The 18,899-nt window shown below is 67.8% G+C and carries 16 protein-coding genes; 9 read left to right on the top strand and 7 right to left on the bottom strand.

Features of this window, described 5'->3' with window-relative positions:
* Positions 1–19 precede the first annotated feature (19 nt).
* Entirely contained in the window at positions 20–1,123 is a 1,104-nt protein-coding gene (locus tag F4556_RS31325) for an IS1380 family transposase (RefSeq protein WP_246511140.1), read from the top strand.
* A 222-nt stretch (positions 1,124–1,345) separates the two neighbouring features.
* Positions 1,346–1,885, top strand: a complete 540-nt coding sequence (locus F4556_RS31320) for a flavoprotein (protein WP_184922109.1) — start codon at positions 1,346–1,348, stop codon at positions 1,883–1,885.
* 61 nt (positions 1,886–1,946) lie between these two features.
* On the opposite strand, the gene F4556_RS31315 is transcribed toward F4556_RS31320, so the two are convergent.
* The gene (locus F4556_RS31315) at positions 1,947–4,058 is read right to left on the bottom strand and encodes an MMPL family transporter (RefSeq protein ID WP_184922107.1); all 2,112 of its coding nucleotides are present in this window, start codon (positions 4,056–4,058) and stop codon (positions 1,947–1,949) included.
* 268 nt (positions 4,059–4,326) lie between these two features.
* On the opposite strand from F4556_RS31315, the gene F4556_RS31310 reads away from it, so the two are divergent.
* Together F4556_RS31310 and F4556_RS31305 are read left to right on the top strand one after the other, a co-directional pair.
* Positions 4,327–7,095 (top strand): ATP-binding protein, encoded by a 2,769-nt coding sequence (locus tag F4556_RS31310; protein ID WP_184922105.1) that lies wholly within the window; start codon positions 4,327–4,329, stop codon positions 7,093–7,095.
* 239 nt (positions 7,096–7,334) lie between these two features.
* Entirely contained in the window at positions 7,335–8,303 is a 969-nt protein-coding gene (locus F4556_RS31305; protein ID WP_184922103.1) for an ArsR/SmtB family transcription factor, read from the top strand.
* Between the two features lie 88 nt (positions 8,304–8,391).
* On the opposite strand, the gene F4556_RS31300 is transcribed toward F4556_RS31305, so the two are convergent.
* The gene (locus F4556_RS31300; RefSeq protein ID WP_184922101.1) at positions 8,392–8,796 is read right to left on the bottom strand and encodes a hypothetical protein; all 405 of its coding nucleotides are present in this window, start codon (positions 8,794–8,796) and stop codon (positions 8,392–8,394) included.
* A gap of 606 nt (positions 8,797–9,402) precedes the next feature.
* Here F4556_RS31300 and F4556_RS31295 point away from each other — a divergent pair.
* The 3 genes from F4556_RS31295 to F4556_RS31285 all read left to right on the top strand — a co-directional run bounded on the left by F4556_RS31295 (position 9,403) and on the right by F4556_RS31285 (position 12,790).
* Complete coding sequence (locus F4556_RS31295) at positions 9,403–10,329, top strand: nucleotidyltransferase-like protein (protein ID WP_184922099.1); 927 nt, start codon at positions 9,403–9,405, stop codon at positions 10,327–10,329.
* A 5-nt stretch (positions 10,330–10,334) separates the two neighbouring features.
* The gene (locus F4556_RS31290) at positions 10,335–10,979 is read left to right on the top strand and encodes a Cap15 family cyclic dinucleotide receptor domain-containing protein (protein WP_184922097.1); all 645 of its coding nucleotides are present in this window, start codon (positions 10,335–10,337) and stop codon (positions 10,977–10,979) included.
* Positions 10,980–11,080: 101 nt separating this feature from the next.
* Positions 11,081–12,790, top strand: a complete 1,710-nt coding sequence (locus tag F4556_RS31285) for an anti-phage protein (RefSeq protein WP_184922095.1) — start codon at positions 11,081–11,083, stop codon at positions 12,788–12,790.
* A gap of 57 nt (positions 12,791–12,847) precedes the next feature.
* Here F4556_RS31285 and F4556_RS31280 read toward each other — a convergent pair whose 3' ends face one another.
* Together F4556_RS31280 and F4556_RS31275 are read right to left on the bottom strand one after the other, a co-directional pair.
* Complete coding sequence (locus F4556_RS31280) at positions 12,848–14,176, bottom strand: hypothetical protein (RefSeq protein WP_184922093.1); 1,329 nt, start codon at positions 14,174–14,176, stop codon at positions 12,848–12,850.
* 10 nt (positions 14,177–14,186) lie between these two features.
* The gene (locus tag F4556_RS31275; protein ID WP_246511138.1) at positions 14,187–14,948 is read right to left on the bottom strand and encodes a hypothetical protein; all 762 of its coding nucleotides are present in this window, start codon (positions 14,946–14,948) and stop codon (positions 14,187–14,189) included.
* 61 nt (positions 14,949–15,009) lie between these two features.
* Here F4556_RS31275 and F4556_RS31270 point away from each other — a divergent pair, with 61 nt between their 5' ends.
* Positions 15,010–15,840, top strand: a complete 831-nt coding sequence (locus F4556_RS31270) for a glycosyltransferase family 2 protein (protein ID WP_184925486.1) — start codon at positions 15,010–15,012, stop codon at positions 15,838–15,840.
* Here F4556_RS31270 and F4556_RS31265 read toward each other — a convergent pair.
* The 3 genes from F4556_RS31265 to F4556_RS31255 all read right to left on the bottom strand — a co-directional run bounded on the left by F4556_RS31265 (position 15,837) and on the right by F4556_RS31255 (position 17,287).
* Positions 15,837–16,844, bottom strand: a complete 1,008-nt coding sequence (locus tag F4556_RS31265; RefSeq protein WP_184922091.1) for an NAD-dependent epimerase/dehydratase family protein — start codon at positions 16,842–16,844, stop codon at positions 15,837–15,839. The genes F4556_RS31270 and F4556_RS31265 overlap by 4 nt on opposite strands.
* Positions 16,845–16,910: 66 nt before the next feature.
* Entirely contained in the window at positions 16,911–17,114 is a 204-nt protein-coding gene (locus F4556_RS31260; RefSeq protein ID WP_184922081.1) for a hypothetical protein, read from the bottom strand.
* Entirely contained in the window at positions 17,111–17,287 is a 177-nt protein-coding gene (locus tag F4556_RS31255; protein WP_184922079.1) for a hypothetical protein, read from the bottom strand. The genes F4556_RS31260 and F4556_RS31255 overlap by 4 nt, the downstream gene beginning before the upstream one ends.
* Before the next feature lie 218 nt (positions 17,288–17,505).
* Between F4556_RS31255 and F4556_RS31250 the strand changes: the two genes are divergently transcribed.
* Positions 17,506–18,888, top strand: coding sequence for an NsdA family TPR-like regulatory protein (locus tag F4556_RS31250; protein ID WP_246511137.1), 1,383 nt, complete (start codon positions 17,506–17,508; stop codon positions 18,886–18,888).
* The last annotated feature ends 11 nt before the right edge of the window (positions 18,889–18,899 follow it).

Below are 18,899 nucleotides of genomic sequence, written 5' to 3'. Positions count from 1 at the left end.
GAACGCCCTGGACGAGCCCTTGCTGGGCAGAGTCGCCAGGGCGCGGGCGAGGGTCCGCCGCCAGGTGTGGGGCCTGCTCGCGCTGCGGCCCGCGGGCTTCCCGTGGCTCACCGTCGCGGGGAAGCGGCTGACCGGGTGGGTCGTCGTGGACCTGGACGCCACGATCATCACCTCCGCGTCCAAGAATGCGGGAGCGGCGGCGACGTTCAAGAAGACGTTCGGCTTCCATCCGCTGGCGGCGTGGTGCGCTAACACCCAGGAATGCCTGGCAATGCTGCTGCGGCCCGGGAACGCGGGGGCGAACACGGTGGCCGACCACCTCACCGTGCTGAGCGCGGCGCTGGCGCAGATCCCCGACGCCTCCCGGGCGAAGATCCTCGTCCGGGTCGACGGCGCCGGAGCCACCCACGAACTGCTGGAGCACCTCGAAGCCCTCAACACAGCACGCCGCACGGTGCGCTACACGGTCGGCTGGAAAATGACCGCCGCCGATGAGCAGGCCATCGCACTGCTGCCCGAGTCAGTCTGGGAGGACACACTGAACCAGGACGGCACCGTGAACGGTGACGCACATGTCGCCGAGCTCACCGGGCTCAACACCCGGACAGGCTGGCCCGATCGGATGCGGCTGACGGTCCGACGTTCCCGTCCCTCACGCCGCCAGCTGGCCAACCTGACCGCGTTCGAGAAGAAGACGGGTTGGCGCTACTCGATCGCGGCCAGCAACATCCGCCACCTTTGGGGCATCGCCGGCTCCCACCAGCCCCAGTTCCTCGACGTCCTGCACCGCTCCCACACCACCGTCGAAGACCGCGTGCGCGCGAACAAGGCCCTGGGCCTGCACAACCTCCCCTCCCAGTCCTGGGAGGTCAACCGAGGCTGGGTACTGGCCGCGAACCTCGCCGCCGACCTGGACGCCTGGACCCGGCTCCTCGGCCTGCACGACCAGCCCGGCCTCTCCCACGCCGAACCCGACACCATGCGCTACCGGCTCTACCAGCTGCCGGCCAAGCACACCCGCCACGCCCGCCGCCGCTGGCTCACCCTCAGCAACAGCTGGCCTTGGCGCGAAGCCTTCCTGACCTGCTGGCAGCGGCTCTCCGCCCTGCCGGCCCTGAGCTGACAGACCACCAGCCGTTCCGACGAAGACCAGGGAGGGGAAGGTAACCGGGCCAGTGGAACCCGGCGCAGCCGCAGCGTTACGCGAAGGTCCGCCACCTCACCTCAGAGGACAAAACGGGCGAAGCGAAGCGACCAGACATCGGGTGATCACCGCAGACGGATCGAGGTTAGGACATCTAGGTCCCGAACTACACTGTTTCTGCCAGGAGTTGGGAGTCCAGGTTTGACCGAACACCGCGAGCCGTTCCTGTACGTCGTCGTCTGCGCATCAGGTATCGCAGGCGGAGTGGGCGAGCTGATCACGGCGGCCCAGGCCGAGGGTTGGAAGGTCGGCGTGATCGCCACTCCCCAGGGGCTCGGCTTCATCGGCCAGGAAGCCATCGAGGCCCAGACCGGCTATCCGATCCGTTCGGCCTGGCGCACACCCGGCGCCCCACGCCCCCTCCCCCCGGCCGACGCCATCGCGGTCGCGCCCGCGACGTTCAACACGATCAACAAGTGGGCCGCCGGCATCTCCGACACGCTCGCCCTCGGCATCCTCTGCGAGGCGTACGGACTCGGCATCCCGACCGCCGTCCAGCCGTACGTCAACTCCGCCCAGGCGGCCCACCCGGCGTACGACGAGAGCCTGGCCCGGCTCCGGGCGATGGGTGTCCTGATCGGCGACTACGTGCCCCGCACACCCACGGCCGACACGTACCGCTGGACGCATGTCCTCGACCTGCTTCGCCCGGTGGCGCAGTCGATCGCCGAGCGGGAGTAATCCGCGTTTCGTCCTTACCGGGCCTCCCGGCCGGCGCCGGGAGGCCCGCAGCGGAAGGTCGTCACACGCCCCCGAGGACGGGCTCGAGGTCGGGCTTGCCCGCCAGAGGCTCGATGGCGTCGTGACGCCTGAACAGCTTGCTCGGCCACCACATCCACCGGCCCACGTCCAGGGTCAGCGCGGTGACCAGCACCGACCGGACGATCATGGTGTCCAGCAGTACGCCGAACGCCACCGCGAAGCCGAGTTCGGCCGCGAACACCAGCGGCAGCGAGGCCATTGCCGCGAAGGTACCGGCCAGCACCAGACCCGCCGAGGTGATCACACCCCCGGTGGTGGACAGACCCGTCAGCGCGCCGCGCCGGGTGCCGTGCAGCAGTGCCACCTCGCGCACCCGGGTGACCAGGAAGATGTTGTAGTCGATGCCCAGCGCGACCAGGAACACGAAGGTCAGGAGCGGGAAGGAGGCTTCCGCACCGGCGAAGTGGAACACCTGATGGAACATCAGACTGCTCACGCCGAGGGCCGCTCCGAACGACAGCACCACCGTCGCCATCAGCAGCAGCGGCGCGACGATCGCCCGCAGCAGCAGCGCGAGGATGAGGAGCACCACCACCAGCACGATGGGGATGATCACCTTGGAGTCGCGGGCGGCCGCTTCCTGCGTGTCGAGCATGACCGCTGTACTGCCGCCGACCCGGGCGTCCGCACCCTCGATCCGGTGGACCGCGATCCTGGCCTGCTCGACGGTGCGCATCGCGGTCGTGCTGCTGGGGTCGTCCTTGAGTTCGCCGAGCAGGATGGCCTCGCCGTCCTTGACCATCGGCGCCGAGACCTCGCCGACTCCGGGGACGCCGGACAACACGGTCCGCACCTGCTCCGCCGAGGCGGCCTTGGCCACCACGAGGACGGGGTCGCCCGACCCGGCCGGGAAGTGCCCGGACCGGATCTCCTCGCCGACCACCATCTGCGTTGCGTTGGTGAACTGGTCCTTGTTGGAGAGCCCGTCGGCCTTGAGCCCGAACACCCCGATCGCCATGACGGCGAGAACGAGCGCGGTGCCGATCCAGACGATCCGCGGCCGGCCGGAGACGGCGGTGCCGACCTTGGTCCAGATGCCGTCCTTGACCGCCTCGGCCGATCCGTACGACGGCTTCACCGGCCAGAAGATCCAGCGGCCGCAGACGACCAGCAGGGCCGGCATCAGGGTGACCATGGCGAGCAGCCCGATCAGGACACCGACCGCGCAGGCCGGCCCGAGCCCCTGGGTGGAGTTGAGCGTGGCCAGCATCAGCAGCATCAGGCTGACCGCGACGGTCGCGGCGCTGGCGACGATCGCGGGCCCGGAGCGGTACAGGGCCTCCGCCATCGCCTCGTGCCGGTCCTCGTGCCGCAGCAACTCCTCCCGGTACCGGGAGATGAGCAGGAGCGCGTAGTCGGTGGCGGCACCGAACACCAACACGGTCAGGATGAAACTGGTCTGCTTGTTGACGACGAGTCCGACGTTCTTCGCCAACAGGTAGATCACCGCTTCCGAGGTGACCAGCGCGACGCCCACGGTCAGCAGCGGCAGCAGCGGCAGCACCGGGCTGCGGTAGGTGAGCAGCAGGATGACGACCACCACGAGCGCGGTGATCGTCGTCAGGGCGCCTCCGCCGCTGAACGCCTTGATCGAGTCGGCCGCGTAGCCGGCCGGTCCGGTGATGTGGAAGCCGAGACCGTTGGCGTTCTCCTCGCCGACCTTGTTCATCGCGGCGACGGTCTTGCCGATCCCCTCCCAGCCCGTCTGGTCCTTGTGGAGCTGGACCACGGTCTGGATGGCCTTGCCGTCCTGGGCCTTCAACGGCCCGTGCGGCTGACCCACCACGTTGTCGATGCCCTTGAACGCTTCGACGTCGGCCTGGGCCTCGGCCAGGTCGGCAGGGGTGACGCCCTCGGCCCGGTCGTAGATCACGATCGCGGGCAGCGTGTCGCCGAGCTGGAACCTCTCGGCCCGCTCGACCACCTTGGTGGACTCCGCATTACCGGGCAGCCAGGCCGAGTTGTCGTTCTTCTCGACGTCACCGAGCTGGCCGGCCAGCATCAGGGCCGGCACCAGGAGCACCGCCCAGAGCGCGAGGACGACCCACTTCCCCACTCGTCCACCGGGCAAGGACGCCATTCTTCGTATCACGTTGATTCCTCAGTGCTCAGTCGACGTGCGAGAGCCGGTCGGGATCCGCGGGCGCCACTCGTCCGCTTCCGCTCTCGGCACTTCGACGAAACACCGCACCGAAGTGTGAGGTCGGTGCTCCGGTGCGTTCCAGGGAGTGCGGGACACCGGCCGAGACGTACTACGACAACGGCTTCTCGGATACGATCAGTTGGGGGTGATTTGTTGGTGCCATGGCAACTCGGCACCGAATTTCGTCATGGGGCTGGACCGCTATCGGGGGATGAGCGTGGCTGCGGGGTTCGGGGTGCTGTTGCGTGAGTACCGGGTGCGTGCCGGTTGGACCCAGGAGGAGTTGGCGGAGCGGTCCGGAATCTCGCCGCACGCGATCAGTGTGCTCGAGTCCGGACGGCGGCGGCCGCGCCTGTCCTCCGTGGCTTGGCTGGCCACCGCGCTCGGGCTCGACGCCACCGCCCGGGAGCAGCTGATCGAGGCCGCCACCGCCGAGCGACCTTCCGCCCCGGTGCGGTCCGTCCAGGACCGGGCCGGGAGTACGGCGGCCGCCGGCGTAACCCTCTGTCAGCTCCCGTCCGACACACGGCTGTTCACGGGGCGCAAGGAGGAGCTGGACCGGCTGCTCGCACTGACCGAGGCGGCCCCCGGCGGCAGCGATGCCGGGATGGTGGTGATCTCGGCGATCGACGGGATGGGCGGTGTCGGCAAATCAGCGCTCGCCGTCCACGCCGCCCACCGGATGCGCGCGAGCTTCCCCGACGGGCAGCTGTTCATCGACCTGCACGGCCACACCGCCGGCCTCGCACCCGTCTCCGCCGAGGACGCGCTGGAGCGGCTGCTGCTCTCGCTCGGCGTCCCGCCGCAGTCGGTGCCGCAGGACCTCGGCGCCCGCGCCGGGTTCTTCCGCGCGCGGCTCGCCGACACCCGTACCCTGATCGTCCTCGACAACGCGGTCAGCACCGCGCAGGTGCGGCCGCTGTTGCCGGGTACGCCTGGCTGCCTGGTCCTCGTGACCAGCCGCCGACGGCTCACCGGCCTGGACGATGCCCACTCCCTGGCGCTCGACACCCTCGGGCCGGGCGAGGCGGCCGCGCTGCTGCACAAGGTGGCCGGCGCGGGCCGTATCCCGGCCGACCACCCGGCGACCGGCGAACTGGTCGCGCTCTGCGGCCACCTGCCACTGGCGCTTCGGATTGCCGCCGCCCGGCTGCGCCACCGCCGCGCCCTGCGGATCGAGGACCTGGTCGAGGAGTTGCGCGACGAACGTGACCGCCTCGACCGGCTCAGCGACGAGGACCGTGACCTGGCCGCGGTCTTCGAAACCTCCTTCACCGCCCTGCCGGAGCCCGAGCAGCAGCTCTTCAGCCGGCTCGCTCTGGTCCCCGGACCGGACTTCGACGCGTACGCGGCCGCCAACCTGACGGGGAGTGACCTGCGCACGGCGGAGCGCCTGTTGGAATCCTTGCTCGACCACCACCTGGTCATGGAGCACACCCCGGGCCGTTACCGCTTCCATGACCTCGTCGGCCTCTACGCCCGGGCACGAGGCGGCTCCGCCGGAGACGACCGCGAGCGCGAGGCAGCCCTGGCACGGCTGCTCGACTTCTACCAGCACAGCGCGGCCGGCACGGACCAGTACGTGGGGCAGTACAGCCGCCCCACCCCGGCACCGACCACTCCGGTGCCCGCGGTCGCCCCCCGCCTGTCCGACCGGGCCCAGGCGCTCGCCTGGCTGCGGGCCGAACACGGCAACCTGCTGGCCGCGGCCACCGGCATGTCGCCCACCCGGGTGATCGCCCTCAGCGCGTCGGTGGCACCGTTCCTGCTCCAGGACGGGCCGTGGCGGCAAGCCGCCGACCTGCACCGCGCTGCAGCCGCCGCCGCACGGGAGACGGGCGACCGGCACGGCGAGGCCGGGGCGCTGGGTGACCTCGGACGGGTCCGGCACGCGCTCGCGGAGTTCAAGGACGCGGGCGAGCTGCACGAGCAAGCGCTGGCGGTCTACCAGGAGTTGGGCGACCGGCACGGCGAGGCCTGCGCGCTGGAGGACGTGGCCCGGATCCGCTACATGCTCGGCGAGTTCCGGACCGCGCACGGTCTGCACGAGCGGGCGCTGGCGATCTATCAGGAGCTGGGCGACCGGCACGGCGAGGCCCACGCGCTGTGGGGCCTGGGCCGCGCCCGGAACGCAACCGGTGAGTACGAGACCGCCGCCGACGCCCTGGAACGGGCGGTGGCGGCCTTCACGTCCGTGGGAAAGCGACTCGGCGAAGCCAACGCGCGCTGGGACCTCAGCCGGGTGAGACGGGCGACCGGCGACCACGCCGGCTCGGTCGACCTGCTGGAAGAAGCCCTGACCATCATGCAGGAGCTCGGCAACCGGCACGGCGTGGCCAATGTCCTGTGGAGCCTCGGCCAACTACGGGCCGTCGTCGGCGACCACACAGCTGCCGCCGACGCCTTCGAGCAGGCCCTCGCGATCTACGTCGACCTCGGCAAGCCTGACGGCGAGGCTTACTGCCTGAAGGATCTGGGTCGCCTCCACCTCGCGACCGGGGACGTCGCCGGAGCGACCGACCTGCTGGAACGGGCCCTGACCGTCTTCCGTGCACACGACCTGCGCTACGGCGAACTCAACATGCTGCACGACCTGGGCCGCGCCCGGCAGGCAAGCGGCGAGACCACGGCCGCCGCTGCCCTGTTCGAGCAGTCCAGGGCGTTCCAGCGCGAGTACGGCGACCAGGCCGGCGAAGCCGAGGTGGTCCTCAGCGCGGCCTCCCTCGCCGTCGACACCCACGGACCGCAGGCAGGGCGCGCCCTGTACCAGGAGGCCCGACAGCTCGCCCGGGAGGGCAACAGCCGGCTGATCGAGGCCAAGGCCCTCGAAGGCGTCGCCCGCTGCGCCGAACTCGCCGGCGACCGCGACGCCGCGACGGCGGAACTCCGCCAGGCCGTGGACCTCTACCGCGGTCTGGGTGTGGCCGAGGCCGAGCCGGCGGCGGCGCGGCTGGCCGTCCTGGAGAGCGGCGACCTTCACGGCTGAGCCCCGGTGGCCGTCCGCGTCCGTGCAGCGAAGCAGCTGCCTGCCGTAACGCCAAGCAAACGCCAGGTTCTCGCCATGGGGGGAGCCACGGCCTGCGCACAGGATGGCTCCTGACGCCGCACCACCTGACCGGGAATCACCGCCGGTCGGGCGGCGTCGACCTCTGTTGCCGAACCCGCCCGGGGACAGCCGTCGCGCCGCGAAGCGCGGGCCGGCGCGACCGGGCTCTTGGGGGAACTGTGCTGACCGTCAACTTCGGCGTCCCGGATCTCGCCCGCACCCGGTTCGTCGTCTCACCGATGGGCCACGTCCTGACCGCCCTGACCGGATCCCACCCCTGGGCGGGCGCCCGGCGCGCCCGCTGGTGGATCCGGATGCGCGGCCGGGTACCGCACACCGTCGCGCCGCTGCTGGACGTGGTCAGCGCATGCCGCACCGGCATCCCGGACTTCCTGGTGGCCCATGTGCCGGGCACCCGCCGACAGCTCGCCGACGAACTCGACGCCCTCCTGGCCACCACCCCGGCCGAGTTGCGGCAGGCACTCACCGGGTACGGCACCGGGCGGGCCGTGCCTCGTGTCGTCATCGAGCTCCGCGACGGCGACACCCGCCAGCTGCGGCGGCTCGCCGACAGCGCCCGGGCCCTGTTCCAGACCTGCCTCGCCGAGGACTGGTCCGACATCCAGCGCCACCTGCGGACCGACATCGCCCAACGCGCCCACATCGCCGGTGAGGCCGGGATCGGTGCCATGCTGGGCGGACTCCACCACCGTGCCAGCTGGCGGGAGGACGGAGTGCTCCGCTGCGCGGTGGGTGGACCCGACCGGGTCATCGATCTGAACGGCCGGGGCCTGGAGCTGTACCCGAACTTCTTCGTCCAGGACGGTGTCGGTGCCGTACTCGTACCGCGCCGGCCGGCGGTGCTGCTCCACCCGACCACCGGTCCGTCGGCCGACCGCGAGGAGCTCACGACGGACCCGCTGAGCGGTCTCATCGGTTCGGCTCGCGCCCGCGCCCTCCGAGCCGTCGGGCAGGAGCCCTGCAGCACCACCGAACTCGCGGCACGCCTCGGGATCGGTCTGTCCACCGCCAGCGCCCACGCCGCTGCCCTGCGGATGACCGGGGCGATCACGACACAACGCCAAGGGCGTCAGGTCCGGCACCTCGTGGCGCCCCTCGGGCATGCCCTGCTGTCAACGGTCAGTTGAGCCACCGCGATCCGCCTGGTCGGCGGCCCTCACCGGTTTCCCCCGGCCACGCGACGCGGCCGGGGGGCAACCGGTGAGGGGCCGAGGATCAGTTGAGCGGGCCGCAGCTGGCGCTGCCCTGGGGCGTGCCGTTGTAGTAACGCTGGACGCAGGCCTTCATGTAGTGGCCCGGACCGTCGTAGAACCACGGCGACTGGGCCCCGGTGCCGGTGGCGGGGGCCGAGCTCCAGATCAGGTTGCCGTTGTCGTACATCGTGAAGCGGCACCAGTAGGGGTCGCTCGCCGAGTTCTGGGTCGGGTTGTTCGCCATCTCGTCGTGGTAGGCGCCGTTGACCCAGTGGAGTTCGATCTTCTCGACGGCCTGGCAAGACCCCGAGCCGATCGAGTAGTTGCCCTCGGCCGCGGCGAACGCCTGGCTGGGGCTGAGGGTGAGCGTGGCACCGAGGGTGAGCGTGGCCGCTGCGAGCAGACGGGTGGCACGAGCAGAAAGCATGGTGGTCCTTCCAAGGACGGAGACGGCTACGGGTGCCGGGCGCCCGTCGGCGCCCAGGAGCAGTTCACCGCCGACGCGTCGGTCACGGCCAGCTATTCGCCCCCGGGGCGAATAGTCGGCCCCGGCTCCTGTCCTCCGGAAGGTCCCCATCTGCCGGGAGACCAAGGACACCAGGTCCAGGGCCGGCCGTCCCGCTCCTGCTCGGTGTAGCCGAACGGAACTGAGACCACACAACGACGAAGGCCCCGACCGCTAGGCGGTCGGGGCCTTCGTGAAGGCGGAGGATACGAGATTCGAACTCGTGAGGGTTTCCCAACACGCTTTCCACCTGTTCGTCTGGGCGTTCGGGGGCGCCCGTGGCCGTCCTGACCTGTGGCGGAACGATTCGCTCGCCAGACTGTGGACGTTGCCGAACGGGGGTGAATGCAAACAAGACTGCACCCAGAGCTAGCGACGCTCTGCCTGGGCAGAGCCCGCATGGCTGACGCCCAGGCGCTGACCCAGGATGCAAATAGAGCTTGGCGCGGGCAGCGGGTCCGACGCGTCCCCACGTGTCCGCACCTGGGCGTAGGGTGCTTGCACCTTCCGCATGAGTAGGGGGACCTGTTGGACAAACGTCTGACCGAGAAGCAGCGGCGGGAGCTGCTCGTCAAGTGGATAGCGCCCGCTACCGAGGCCGAAGCCGCTCGGCAGGAACGGGCCGAGCGCATGGTGAAGGCCGCCATCGCTACCCATGGGGCCTTCGCGGAGCTGGACATTACCGTGGCGGCGAAGGGCTCCTACCGCAACAACACGAATGCCCGAGCCGACGCCGACGTGGACATCAAAGTCCAGCTCAACCGGCCGGTTCACGCGGACTTCCCGACGCTCGTCAACTGGGCCCGGCGTCAGGAGATCCTGGGCAAGGCCTACGGCGGGCCATGGCGGGCTGGCAAGCTGCGTCTGGAGGTCTTCAATGCCCTGGAGGAATACTTCAGCGGGCCCATTGACGCGGACCATAACATCGCGTTCAACGTCCCTGCGGTTGCCGGAAGCCGCCCCAGCATGGACGTCGTTCCATGTTTCCGTTACCTGCTCTACACCGACTTCAACTGCGAACAGGTCCACGAAGGCACTGTCGTCTACGCCAAGGACGGCAAGGAGATCGTGAACTGGCCGGATCAGCAGCTGGAGAACGGCCGAGAAAAGAACACTCGCACCGGCCGGCGCTACAAGTTCGCGGTTCGTGTGCTCAAGGCAGTGGAGAACGAGCTGGCCGCGCAGAAGGTCATTAAGCCGCTGCCGTCCTACTTCTCCGAGTGCCTGATTTATAACGTCCCGGACGACATCCTCACCCATGGCACCTTCGACGACGCCATCCGGGAATCGCTCGTCCACCTCGACCGCCAGCTCGGCTGGTGGTTCGGAGACTGCGGGCGGGGCATGGTCGAGCCGAACGGGATCAAGAAACTCTTCGGACCGGGCCAGAAGTGGACGGTCGACGATGCCCAGACCCTTGCGAAGGGCGCCTGGACCTACCTCAACTACGGGTGAATCCGATGAGCCCTGCCACCACAGTCCGAACGACGGCAACAGCGCTGACGACCGTCTACACCATCGCGCTTCCGCTCCTCGGTATCACTCCCGCCGAGAATCTGAAGCATTTATTCGCCTATCTGCCGTCGCTGCTCAGCTATGGCGTCCTCGTCTTCGACAAGTGGGCCTGGCGTTGGCCGCTCATTCATCGCATCACCGGGCACCCGTGGATCGGCGGCACCTGGCGCGCGATGCTCACCACGGCCTCCGAGAGCCGCATCCCCGCCAGTGGGAATCGCGGCCCCATCACCAGCTACCTGACCATTGAGCAGACCTACTGGACACTGCACGCAACGCTGCGCACCGCAGAGAGCAGGTCCCGCTCGACCAACGCGACCATCGTCAAGACGGACGGCTCGGGGATTGCCGAAGTGCGCTTTCTGTACGAGAACACGCCCCGCACCGAACATCTGAGGCGCAGCCCCCGACATGAGGGGGCATGTCAGCTCTCCGTGACCGGGCGCGCGCCGCGCAGTATCACTGGCAGCTACTTCACCAGCCGCTACACCGCTGGCGACATGGACCTAAGCTTGATCGACCGCTCGACGAACTATGGAACCTTTGCTGAAGCTCAGACTGCGGACCAAGGCTCCGCAGAGTCCGGCTGACAGGACGACCGCTTTCCTTGATTATTGTGCAGCAGAGCATACGCAGACCTTCTAATACGAGTTGGTGAATACTGGTGAGCGGGCACTTTATCAGGCAGTTCATGTGGGGCTATCAGTCGCATTTTCGAATCTCGACCGAAGTCGCGATGCAGTCAGCGCTGGAGGCTATCGGTTTTGCTGGCGACCCCAAGGTCATCTTGGTTGGCTTTCAGGTTTCCGGCGAGCATGAGTTCAGCATCTGCATCGAGCCCGAAGATGGCCTGTACTCTCCGGCTGACTTAGAAGGTGTACGCGAACGAGAGGCAGAGCTCTATGCGGGCCACTCAGATCGACGTATGCATTACAGCGATGCGCGATCTCATAATCTGCGTCACCAGGAGCTGCGCGACAGGATGCGAGCCAAAGCGCTTGAAGAGGCGTTTTCGACAATTCCGACTGAGGGCGGAAGGAGTATCTTTTCCGGTGGATCGATCCGGGTCGGAGACTACGATGTGCACATTGTCGTCAGTGTCGACGGGGGCACCCTTGATCGGGTACCGAAGATTTTCACGGAAGAGCGTGACAGGTTCGCAATTCAACGGTCCTTGGTGCATGCGGTCATCAATGAAGTGATCAGACGTGCCACACGCTCGCTACATCTCCCAGATGCCGGTTCAGGATTGCTGGTAACGGGAGCCAGTACCGATGAGATTGTCCGTAGTGCGACTGAAGCTCTGCTTCGATCGGCTATGAATTGTGCGGGATTCTGGTTTGGCAGTGAAAACCATCTGCTGATGAGCAGCATTTCAGCCCTACCCTACGAGGGGCGTTCTGGATCTGGCCGCCTTATTATTGCAGAGAGAAGTCATCCTGCTATTGAGGTCCTGCTCAATTTTCGGCGGCCAGTGAAGATGCGCAACGTGCCAGCGGTGAGAAAGCTCTTGGAGGCGAGCGGCCCTGAAGCGGATTTGCTAACTGACGGAGAGTCTGTCTATGGGCTCGGCAAAATAGCGCATGAGTATGCTGTCGCCAGTGAGACTGTATTCGTGGTAAGTGTGACCAACCGGGGCGTCTGGGAACTGTCTCACGGGGGAGAAGTGCTCCTGACCGTCCGAGATGGGATCCCGCATTTGCCGACGAGCGTGCTGGATTTGGAATATTTTCGCGATCTGGTCGATCGACTATTTTCGGATGCTGACGTGACGATCCTGTCGAACCTCGCTAGAGCTGCTGGAGAGCACCGGCACGGCGCCATGCTAATCATCTCGGGAGATGCGGCCGGCGAGTCTGAGCGCCTGTCCCCTCAAGCCTGGGCTATTGAACCAGTCGAACTCTCGCCTCAACTGCTGAATCAGCTTACAGACATGGATGGGGCGGTTCTGATTGATCCGCACGGTCGATGTCACGCCGTTGGTGTGATTCTCGATGGCGTAGCGCATGGGATAGGTGATCCAGCTCGCGGAAGTAGATTTAATAATGCCGTCAGATATCTTGATACGGATCCGCCTGCGACGATTGTGATCGCCTATAGTGCGGATGGCGGAGTCGATATTCTCCCTAGACTTAACTCCCGCATTGATAGGACTGTCGTGGATAGCGCGGTAAATCGGTATCTCGCTGCCTCGGCAACCAATCCGGTGGATACGGCTGCAGCCGGTCAGGCCTGGGACTTGGTTAGCTCTCTCCGCTTCTACCTGTCTGCCATTCAATGCGAGGCGCTCAATCGGGCACGTGCTGCCGTCGATGCATGGGAAGAAAAGCATCTCTCTATTAGGATTGTTAGAGGGGACGTGCATCCAGATCCGCGCATGAACGATAGCTATTGGATTTGATGCTGCAGGCATATTTGGTGCATGCCGAAACGCGGGGCGTTGCGGCCCGAAAGCCCGTTAGCCTGATGCGGCATGCCGACTATGTCCAGCCGCCTTGCCTGCCTCGTCTCGCCGCATCGCGGTCATGGACAGCTCGGCGAGGCGGGGAAGGAAGGCCACTTCGAGCTGCTCCACAGGGTGCAGGAGGTTGCGCTCGCAGGTTTCGGTGGTCCAGACCGTGCAACGAGACCTCGGGTAGGCAGGGTTGATCCCGATCTCTCCCTTGGGGATCGTCCCATTGAATGGGGTGGGGATGCCCTCGGTGTTCCAGTACGCCCACGCTTCCAAGGCCTTGGCCTGCTCGAAGGCGAGGTACAGCTCCGGATAGCGATCGACGATCCGCATCTCTCGGAAAACGAGCTGCCCCAGCAGGCCAGGTGCGGCTACGGCGAGCACATCGAAGTCCGAGCTACGGAAGGTGAAGGCCGCCGCGTCCTGGTCAGGGGCGAGCGTCACCGTTGCGAAGAGGTGCGACAGACGGCGCATTACGTACCGGGTGACTCCGCCGGGCAGGCCGGTCTCTATCTGGCCGACGAGCTCAAGGAGCCGCTTGTATCCCGGGTTGAAGCGGGACAGGTCGAAGAGCTTGTCCATGCCTTGTACGGCCGAGAAGGCGAGTCTCTTGTAGAGGCGGTTGTTCATCTCGCCGAGCTGTGCGTACGCCTTGGTCTGATGGCTGGTGGAGTGGAGCATCAGGTACTCCGATAGCACCTCGAAGTAGAGGTAGCCAAGAAAAGGGAAGGCCGGGACGGTGGCGGCGAGCTGTTCGATGAAGTCGGTGTCGGGTGTTGGCGTTCCGGTGGCGTTGGCGAGGAGGGCGTCGAGGAACGGGGCAGCAGCCTGGACTCTCTGCAGGATGGTGCGGCGGAGTTGGGCGCCCTCGGGCTCGGTTAGGAAGCTGCGGTGGGTGAGGTACGTGCGCAGGTGGATGGCGCCTAGCCGGAGGTAGTCGATGCCCTTGGGCGGTACGGGAGCGTCGGGAGTGATCTCGAAGACGAGGGTGAGGGTGTGCTTCTTGGTCTCCAGCAGGTAGGTGCCCAGGTTGTGGGGGCGGAGGCCGGCGGGCTCGGGGGTGAGGGGCGCGCAGTAGAGGGCCGCGACCAGGCAGCCGGTAGAGGCATAGAGGTGTCCGCTGGCGCGGATCGCGTCCAGGGCCACAGTGGTGTGCATCAGGTGGATGGGGCGTCCCGAGGTCAGCGTCGTGGTCATGGCGTTGCCGCTCAGCAGCCAGCCGTTGGGCGTCTCGTGTGCAAGGTGGTGGCGCCAGTCGGCTTCGGTCTCGGCGAGTCCGGATGGGCCGGGTCGGGTTGTGCTGCTGGTGTGGGCGTTGTCCCACTCGCTGTGCATGGACGACCTCCTACTGATGGGGGTTGAGGAGCTGGCTGGCATAGATGAGGGCCCCGCGGTTGGTTGCGCCGTTGAGTCGGGCCTGTTCGCTTCGGATGACCAGGTCGAAGGCGACGGGGTGGAGCCATACGGGGATGACGATGCGCAGCTGGGAGGGATCGGGCCACCACCGGCTGAGGGGAAGCCGGTAGCGGTCAAGGCAGTCGGCCGCCTTGAGAAGGTCGATCAGGTGGGGCGCCCGCTGGTACGCGAGGTTCTGCTGCGAGGTGAAGGCCGTGTACGGGACGTCGTGCAGGCCGATCGCTGTGGCTGCCTGCTGGGAGAGGTCAGGCGGGAGTTCGCGGCCGAGCACGGTAGCCACGGCGTGCTGGTTGCGGGTGAACCAACCTGCTGCCCGACGGCCGTGCCCGGGATCGTCACGGTCGTCGCGCCGCTGGCAGTCGTGGACTGCTGCGGCGGCGCAGAGGGCAGCGGTGTGATCGCGGTCGAGTCCGTGCTCCTGGGCGAGCAGACCGGCGAGCAGGGAAACTCGGGCGTTGTGGCGGATGCCGTGGATGGAGTCGACGAGCTGTGGCTGCGCGAACCAGGTGACGTCCGGTACCAGCATCAGAGGCGGATGTGGCAGGGTGGGCGGCGCTGCTGAGGCCTCGGGCCGGTTTCCGGCGATCCAGGCGAGTGTGTCCTGGTCCATGACCTGATGGGCTGGAAGGCTCCGGTTCTCGGCGAGTTCTCTGAGCGACGCGGTGCGGTGATCCGACGTTCGTGAGGTCATCTCTGGTTCCTCGAAGGGAAGAGGTTCGGTGGGCGTCAAGCTGGGTGTGGCGATCCTGACCATGGGCACGCGGCCGAAGGAGCTGGCCGAGCTGCTGGCCTCGGTGGAGATGCAGACGGTCCAGGCCGCGAAGGTCGTGGTGGTCGGCAACGGGTGCGCGCTGCCGGAACTGCCGTCGTGGGTCGAGGGCGTGGAGCTGGCGGACAACCTCGGAGTGACCGGAGGCCGGAACGTCGCGCTGGAGCACCTGCGGGACGTGGACGTGGTGATCGACCTGGACGACGACGGCCTGCTGGTTGCCGACGACGTCCTCACCCGGATCACGGCCCTGTACGAGGCCGATCCCGGGCTGGGCATCGTGAGCTTCCGGATCGCAGACGAGACCGGCGTCACTCAGCGGCGCCACGTCCCCCGGCTGCGGGCCGGTGACCCGATGCGTGGCGGTGAGGTGACCGGCTTCCTCGGCGGTGGCCACGCGTTGTCCTCCAAGATGCTGGAGCAGGTCGGGGACTGGCCGGATGCCTTCTTCTTCGCGCACGAGGAGACCGACATGGCCTGGCGGGCGCTGGATGCCGGGTGGCGCGTGTTGTACGTCCCCGAGCTGCTGCTCCAGCACCCCCGAACCAGCCCGACCCGGCACTCTTTCTTCTACCGGGTGAACGCCCGCAACCGCGTGTATCTGGCGCGCCGTCACCTCCCGATCCTGCTGGTGCCGGCCTACCTCGGCGTGTGGGTGGCGCTCACCGTCGCCCGGACCCGGGACGCGGTCGGGCTGAAGGCGTGGTTCGCGGGCTTCGCCGAGGGCTGGCGCACACCGTGCGGCCGACGCAAGCCGATGCGCTGGCGCACGGTGTGGACCATGACCCGGCTGGGCAGGCCGCCGATCATCTAGGCCGCTTCAGCCTGGCGCATCCAGTCGGGGATGGCGGCGGGGGTGGCCTTGAGCCAGGCGACGTAGCGGGCGACGCCTTCCGCCATCGTGATGCTCGGCCTCCAGCCCAGCAGATCCTCCATCCGCTGGACGGAGGCGTAACCGCCCTCGGGGTCGCCGGGCGGCATGGGCGTATCGACCAGCGGGGCGCCCGGGTAGTGGCTGCGGACGAGTTCGGCGACTTGCCGGATCGAAGTTCCGTTTCCGGTACCGATGTTGATGGTCTCGTTGTGTGCGCGGGACGCGATAAGCGTGCGCAGCGTGCCGGTGGCGATGTCGTCCACGTGGACCAGGTCGCGGATCTGGTGGCCGCCGCCGTTGAGGTGCAGCGGCAGGCCGAGCGCGGCCCGCATGGCGAACCAGGCGACCACCCAGGAGTGGCTCCGCTCCTTGACGACCTGCGGTTCGCCGTAGACCGAGAAGTACCGCACGACGACGTACGAGATGCCGGTGCAGCCGAGTACGGCGGCGGTCTGGTACTCGCCCCATGCCTTGCTGTTGCCGTACACCGACATCGGCTGGACCGCCGCGTTCTCCACGAACTGCGGGCTGCCGTTGCCGTAGACGCTGGCGGAGGAGACGAACACCATCCTGCGCACCCGGTCCGAGGCGGCGACGGAGTCCAGGACGCGCTGGGTGCCGGTGATGTTGGTGTCGATGGCATCCAACGGCCGGCGCGTGCAGGCCGCCACGTCGGCCAGGGCGGCGGCGTGGATCACGTAGTCGCAGCTGGAGATCACCTTGCGCATCAGGTCCGGCTCGGCGATGTCGCCGACGATGAAGTCCGGGTCGGAGGCGTCAATGCCGAACCGCTCGCGGTACACCTCGTGCGGGTAGGCGTCGAGCTTGCACACCGAGATGGGGCGGGCGCCGAGTTGGCGGAGCTGGGACGTGATGCGGCTGCCGATGAGGCCACCGGCTCCGGTGACCAGCACGGTCTTTCCTGAGAGCTGTTCGAGGGACAAGAGGTTTTCCTCTCACGCACGGGACTGGTGGGGCCGCAGAACCGCGGCAGCCCGTTTGGCGATTCGTCAGCTGGCGCGGTGCTGTGGACAGCGGCAGGCGGGCCAGGTGGCCGAGGGGTGGTAGGCGTAGGCGTCGGGTCCCGATTCCACGGTGATAACGCCGGAGTCGGCGTACCGAGTGCCATCCTTCGCAATCTTGAACGTGCGGATGTACAGGCTCTGGTGGCGCTCCTCGGGGAGCTTGAAGTCCGCGGAGTTCTCGGTGCTCACGCCGCCGACTCCCGGTGCCGCTTGCGGCGGCGACGACCGGCAGCGAGCTGACACAGGATCAGAGCGCGTCGGCGGGCGCGTTCCCGGTTCGGGACGAAGATGAGGGTCCGGTCACCGGCCTGAATGTGGATCTCGGCGCTGTTCACGCGGCGGGTGCGGTCGGCAGTCGTCATCAGCGTCTCCGGGGTCGCGAGTTGGCGGGGCGGCTCTCGATGCCGAGGGCATGGCTGGAGCCGCCGCAGGCCGCTGCTCCACAGGGGTCCAGGACCCGAATCGGCTCCACCCTGCGGAGCGGCATGCAGCTAGTGAACCGCCCAATGGCTACTGGGAGTACGGTATTGGGCACGCTATGCGGTTTAAGGGGTTTAACGGCCCGTCAGGGAGGTGCGTTTTGGCTCCGACGAGGGAACCGAACGAGCGGCTGCGGAAGGCCATCGACGAGACGAAACTCTCCGGTGATGCGATCGCGCGCCTGGTCAGGAGGGTGGCGGCCGAGCATGACGAGCTCCTGGAGACCAATAAGTCGAGCATCACGCAGTGGAAGAACGGCGGTCAGCCAGCCGGGAACGTCGGTGCCTTCCTGGCCGAGGCGTTGGGCCGCGCTCTCGGCGGACGGGTCGTGACGCTGGACGAGATCGGCCTGATCGCGCCCGCACCCCAAAAACCCGACTGGGACGCGGATACGCTGAGCGCGCTGGCCGAACTCGGGAGAGCCGACGTGGACGTGGAACGCAGGCGGGCCTTGGGGGTGGCGGTCTACTCGGTGGCCGCACTCTCTCTGCCCAACGAAGACTGGTGGCAGCGCATGGCCGAGCGGGGCAGCGCGCGCAGCTCTGCCGCAACCCGGCGGGTCGGCCCCGGCGACTTGGCAGCCGTCCGCGACATGACCACCCTGTTCTCCCAAGTGGACCAACGCCGAGGCGGTGCCCACGCCTGGACGTCCGTGGTGCAGTACCTGACGACCGACGTCATCGCCTACCTGCGGGGCAAATTCACCGACGAGCGTGTTCGCGGTGATCTCTTCTCCGCAGCCAGCGAACTCGCCTACCTGGCGGGGTGGATGGCGTTCGACGGAGGCCAGCACGCAACAGCGCAGCGGTACTTCGCCGAGGCGGTGAAGCTCGCGGCCGAGGCCGGCGATCCGCCGATGGCCGCTCACGTGCTGCGGGCGATGGCGCACCAGGCCATCGACCTCGGACACCACCAGCAGGCTCTCAACCTCGCCGCCGCATCCGTCGACGGCAACCGGTACGCGCTCGCCTCCCCACGGGAGCGGGCCCTCCTTGGCGTCGTCCACGCTCGAAGCCTGGCCTCCGCTGGCCGCAAGAACGCCGCCGCCAAGGCGCTGCTGCGGGCCGAGGACGACCTGTCCGCCGCGAGCGACGACATCGCTGAGCCGGACCGGGTGTTCTTCTTCGGCGAGGCGAGCCTGGCCCACGAGACCGCCTGCGCCCTGCGCGACATAGGAGACCTCGACGGCTCGGTGCGCGAGTTCCACCACAGCGTCCGCACTCGCAAGGCGACGAAGTTCACCCGCACCCATGCGGTGACGCTGGGATACCTCGGCTCCGTGTACGCGCAGATGAACAACATCGACAGAGCCTGTGCCACGTGGTCACAGGCGCTCGATGCCATGGACGGCGTTCGGTCCGGCCGCACCCGCCAGGCCGCCGCTGACATGCGCACCCTGCTCTCCCCCTACCGGCGGCGCGGTACCGCGGCGATCAGCGAGATCGACGCGCGCGCTGCGGCGTACCTGTCTGAAACAGCCTGATGAGGAGTCAC

Source organism: Kitasatospora gansuensis, from assembly GCF_014203705.1.
Classification (GTDB): domain Bacteria; phylum Actinomycetota; class Actinomycetes; order Streptomycetales; family Streptomycetaceae; genus Kitasatospora; species Kitasatospora gansuensis.
This window is presented reverse-complemented; position numbering and strand designations above follow the sequence as displayed.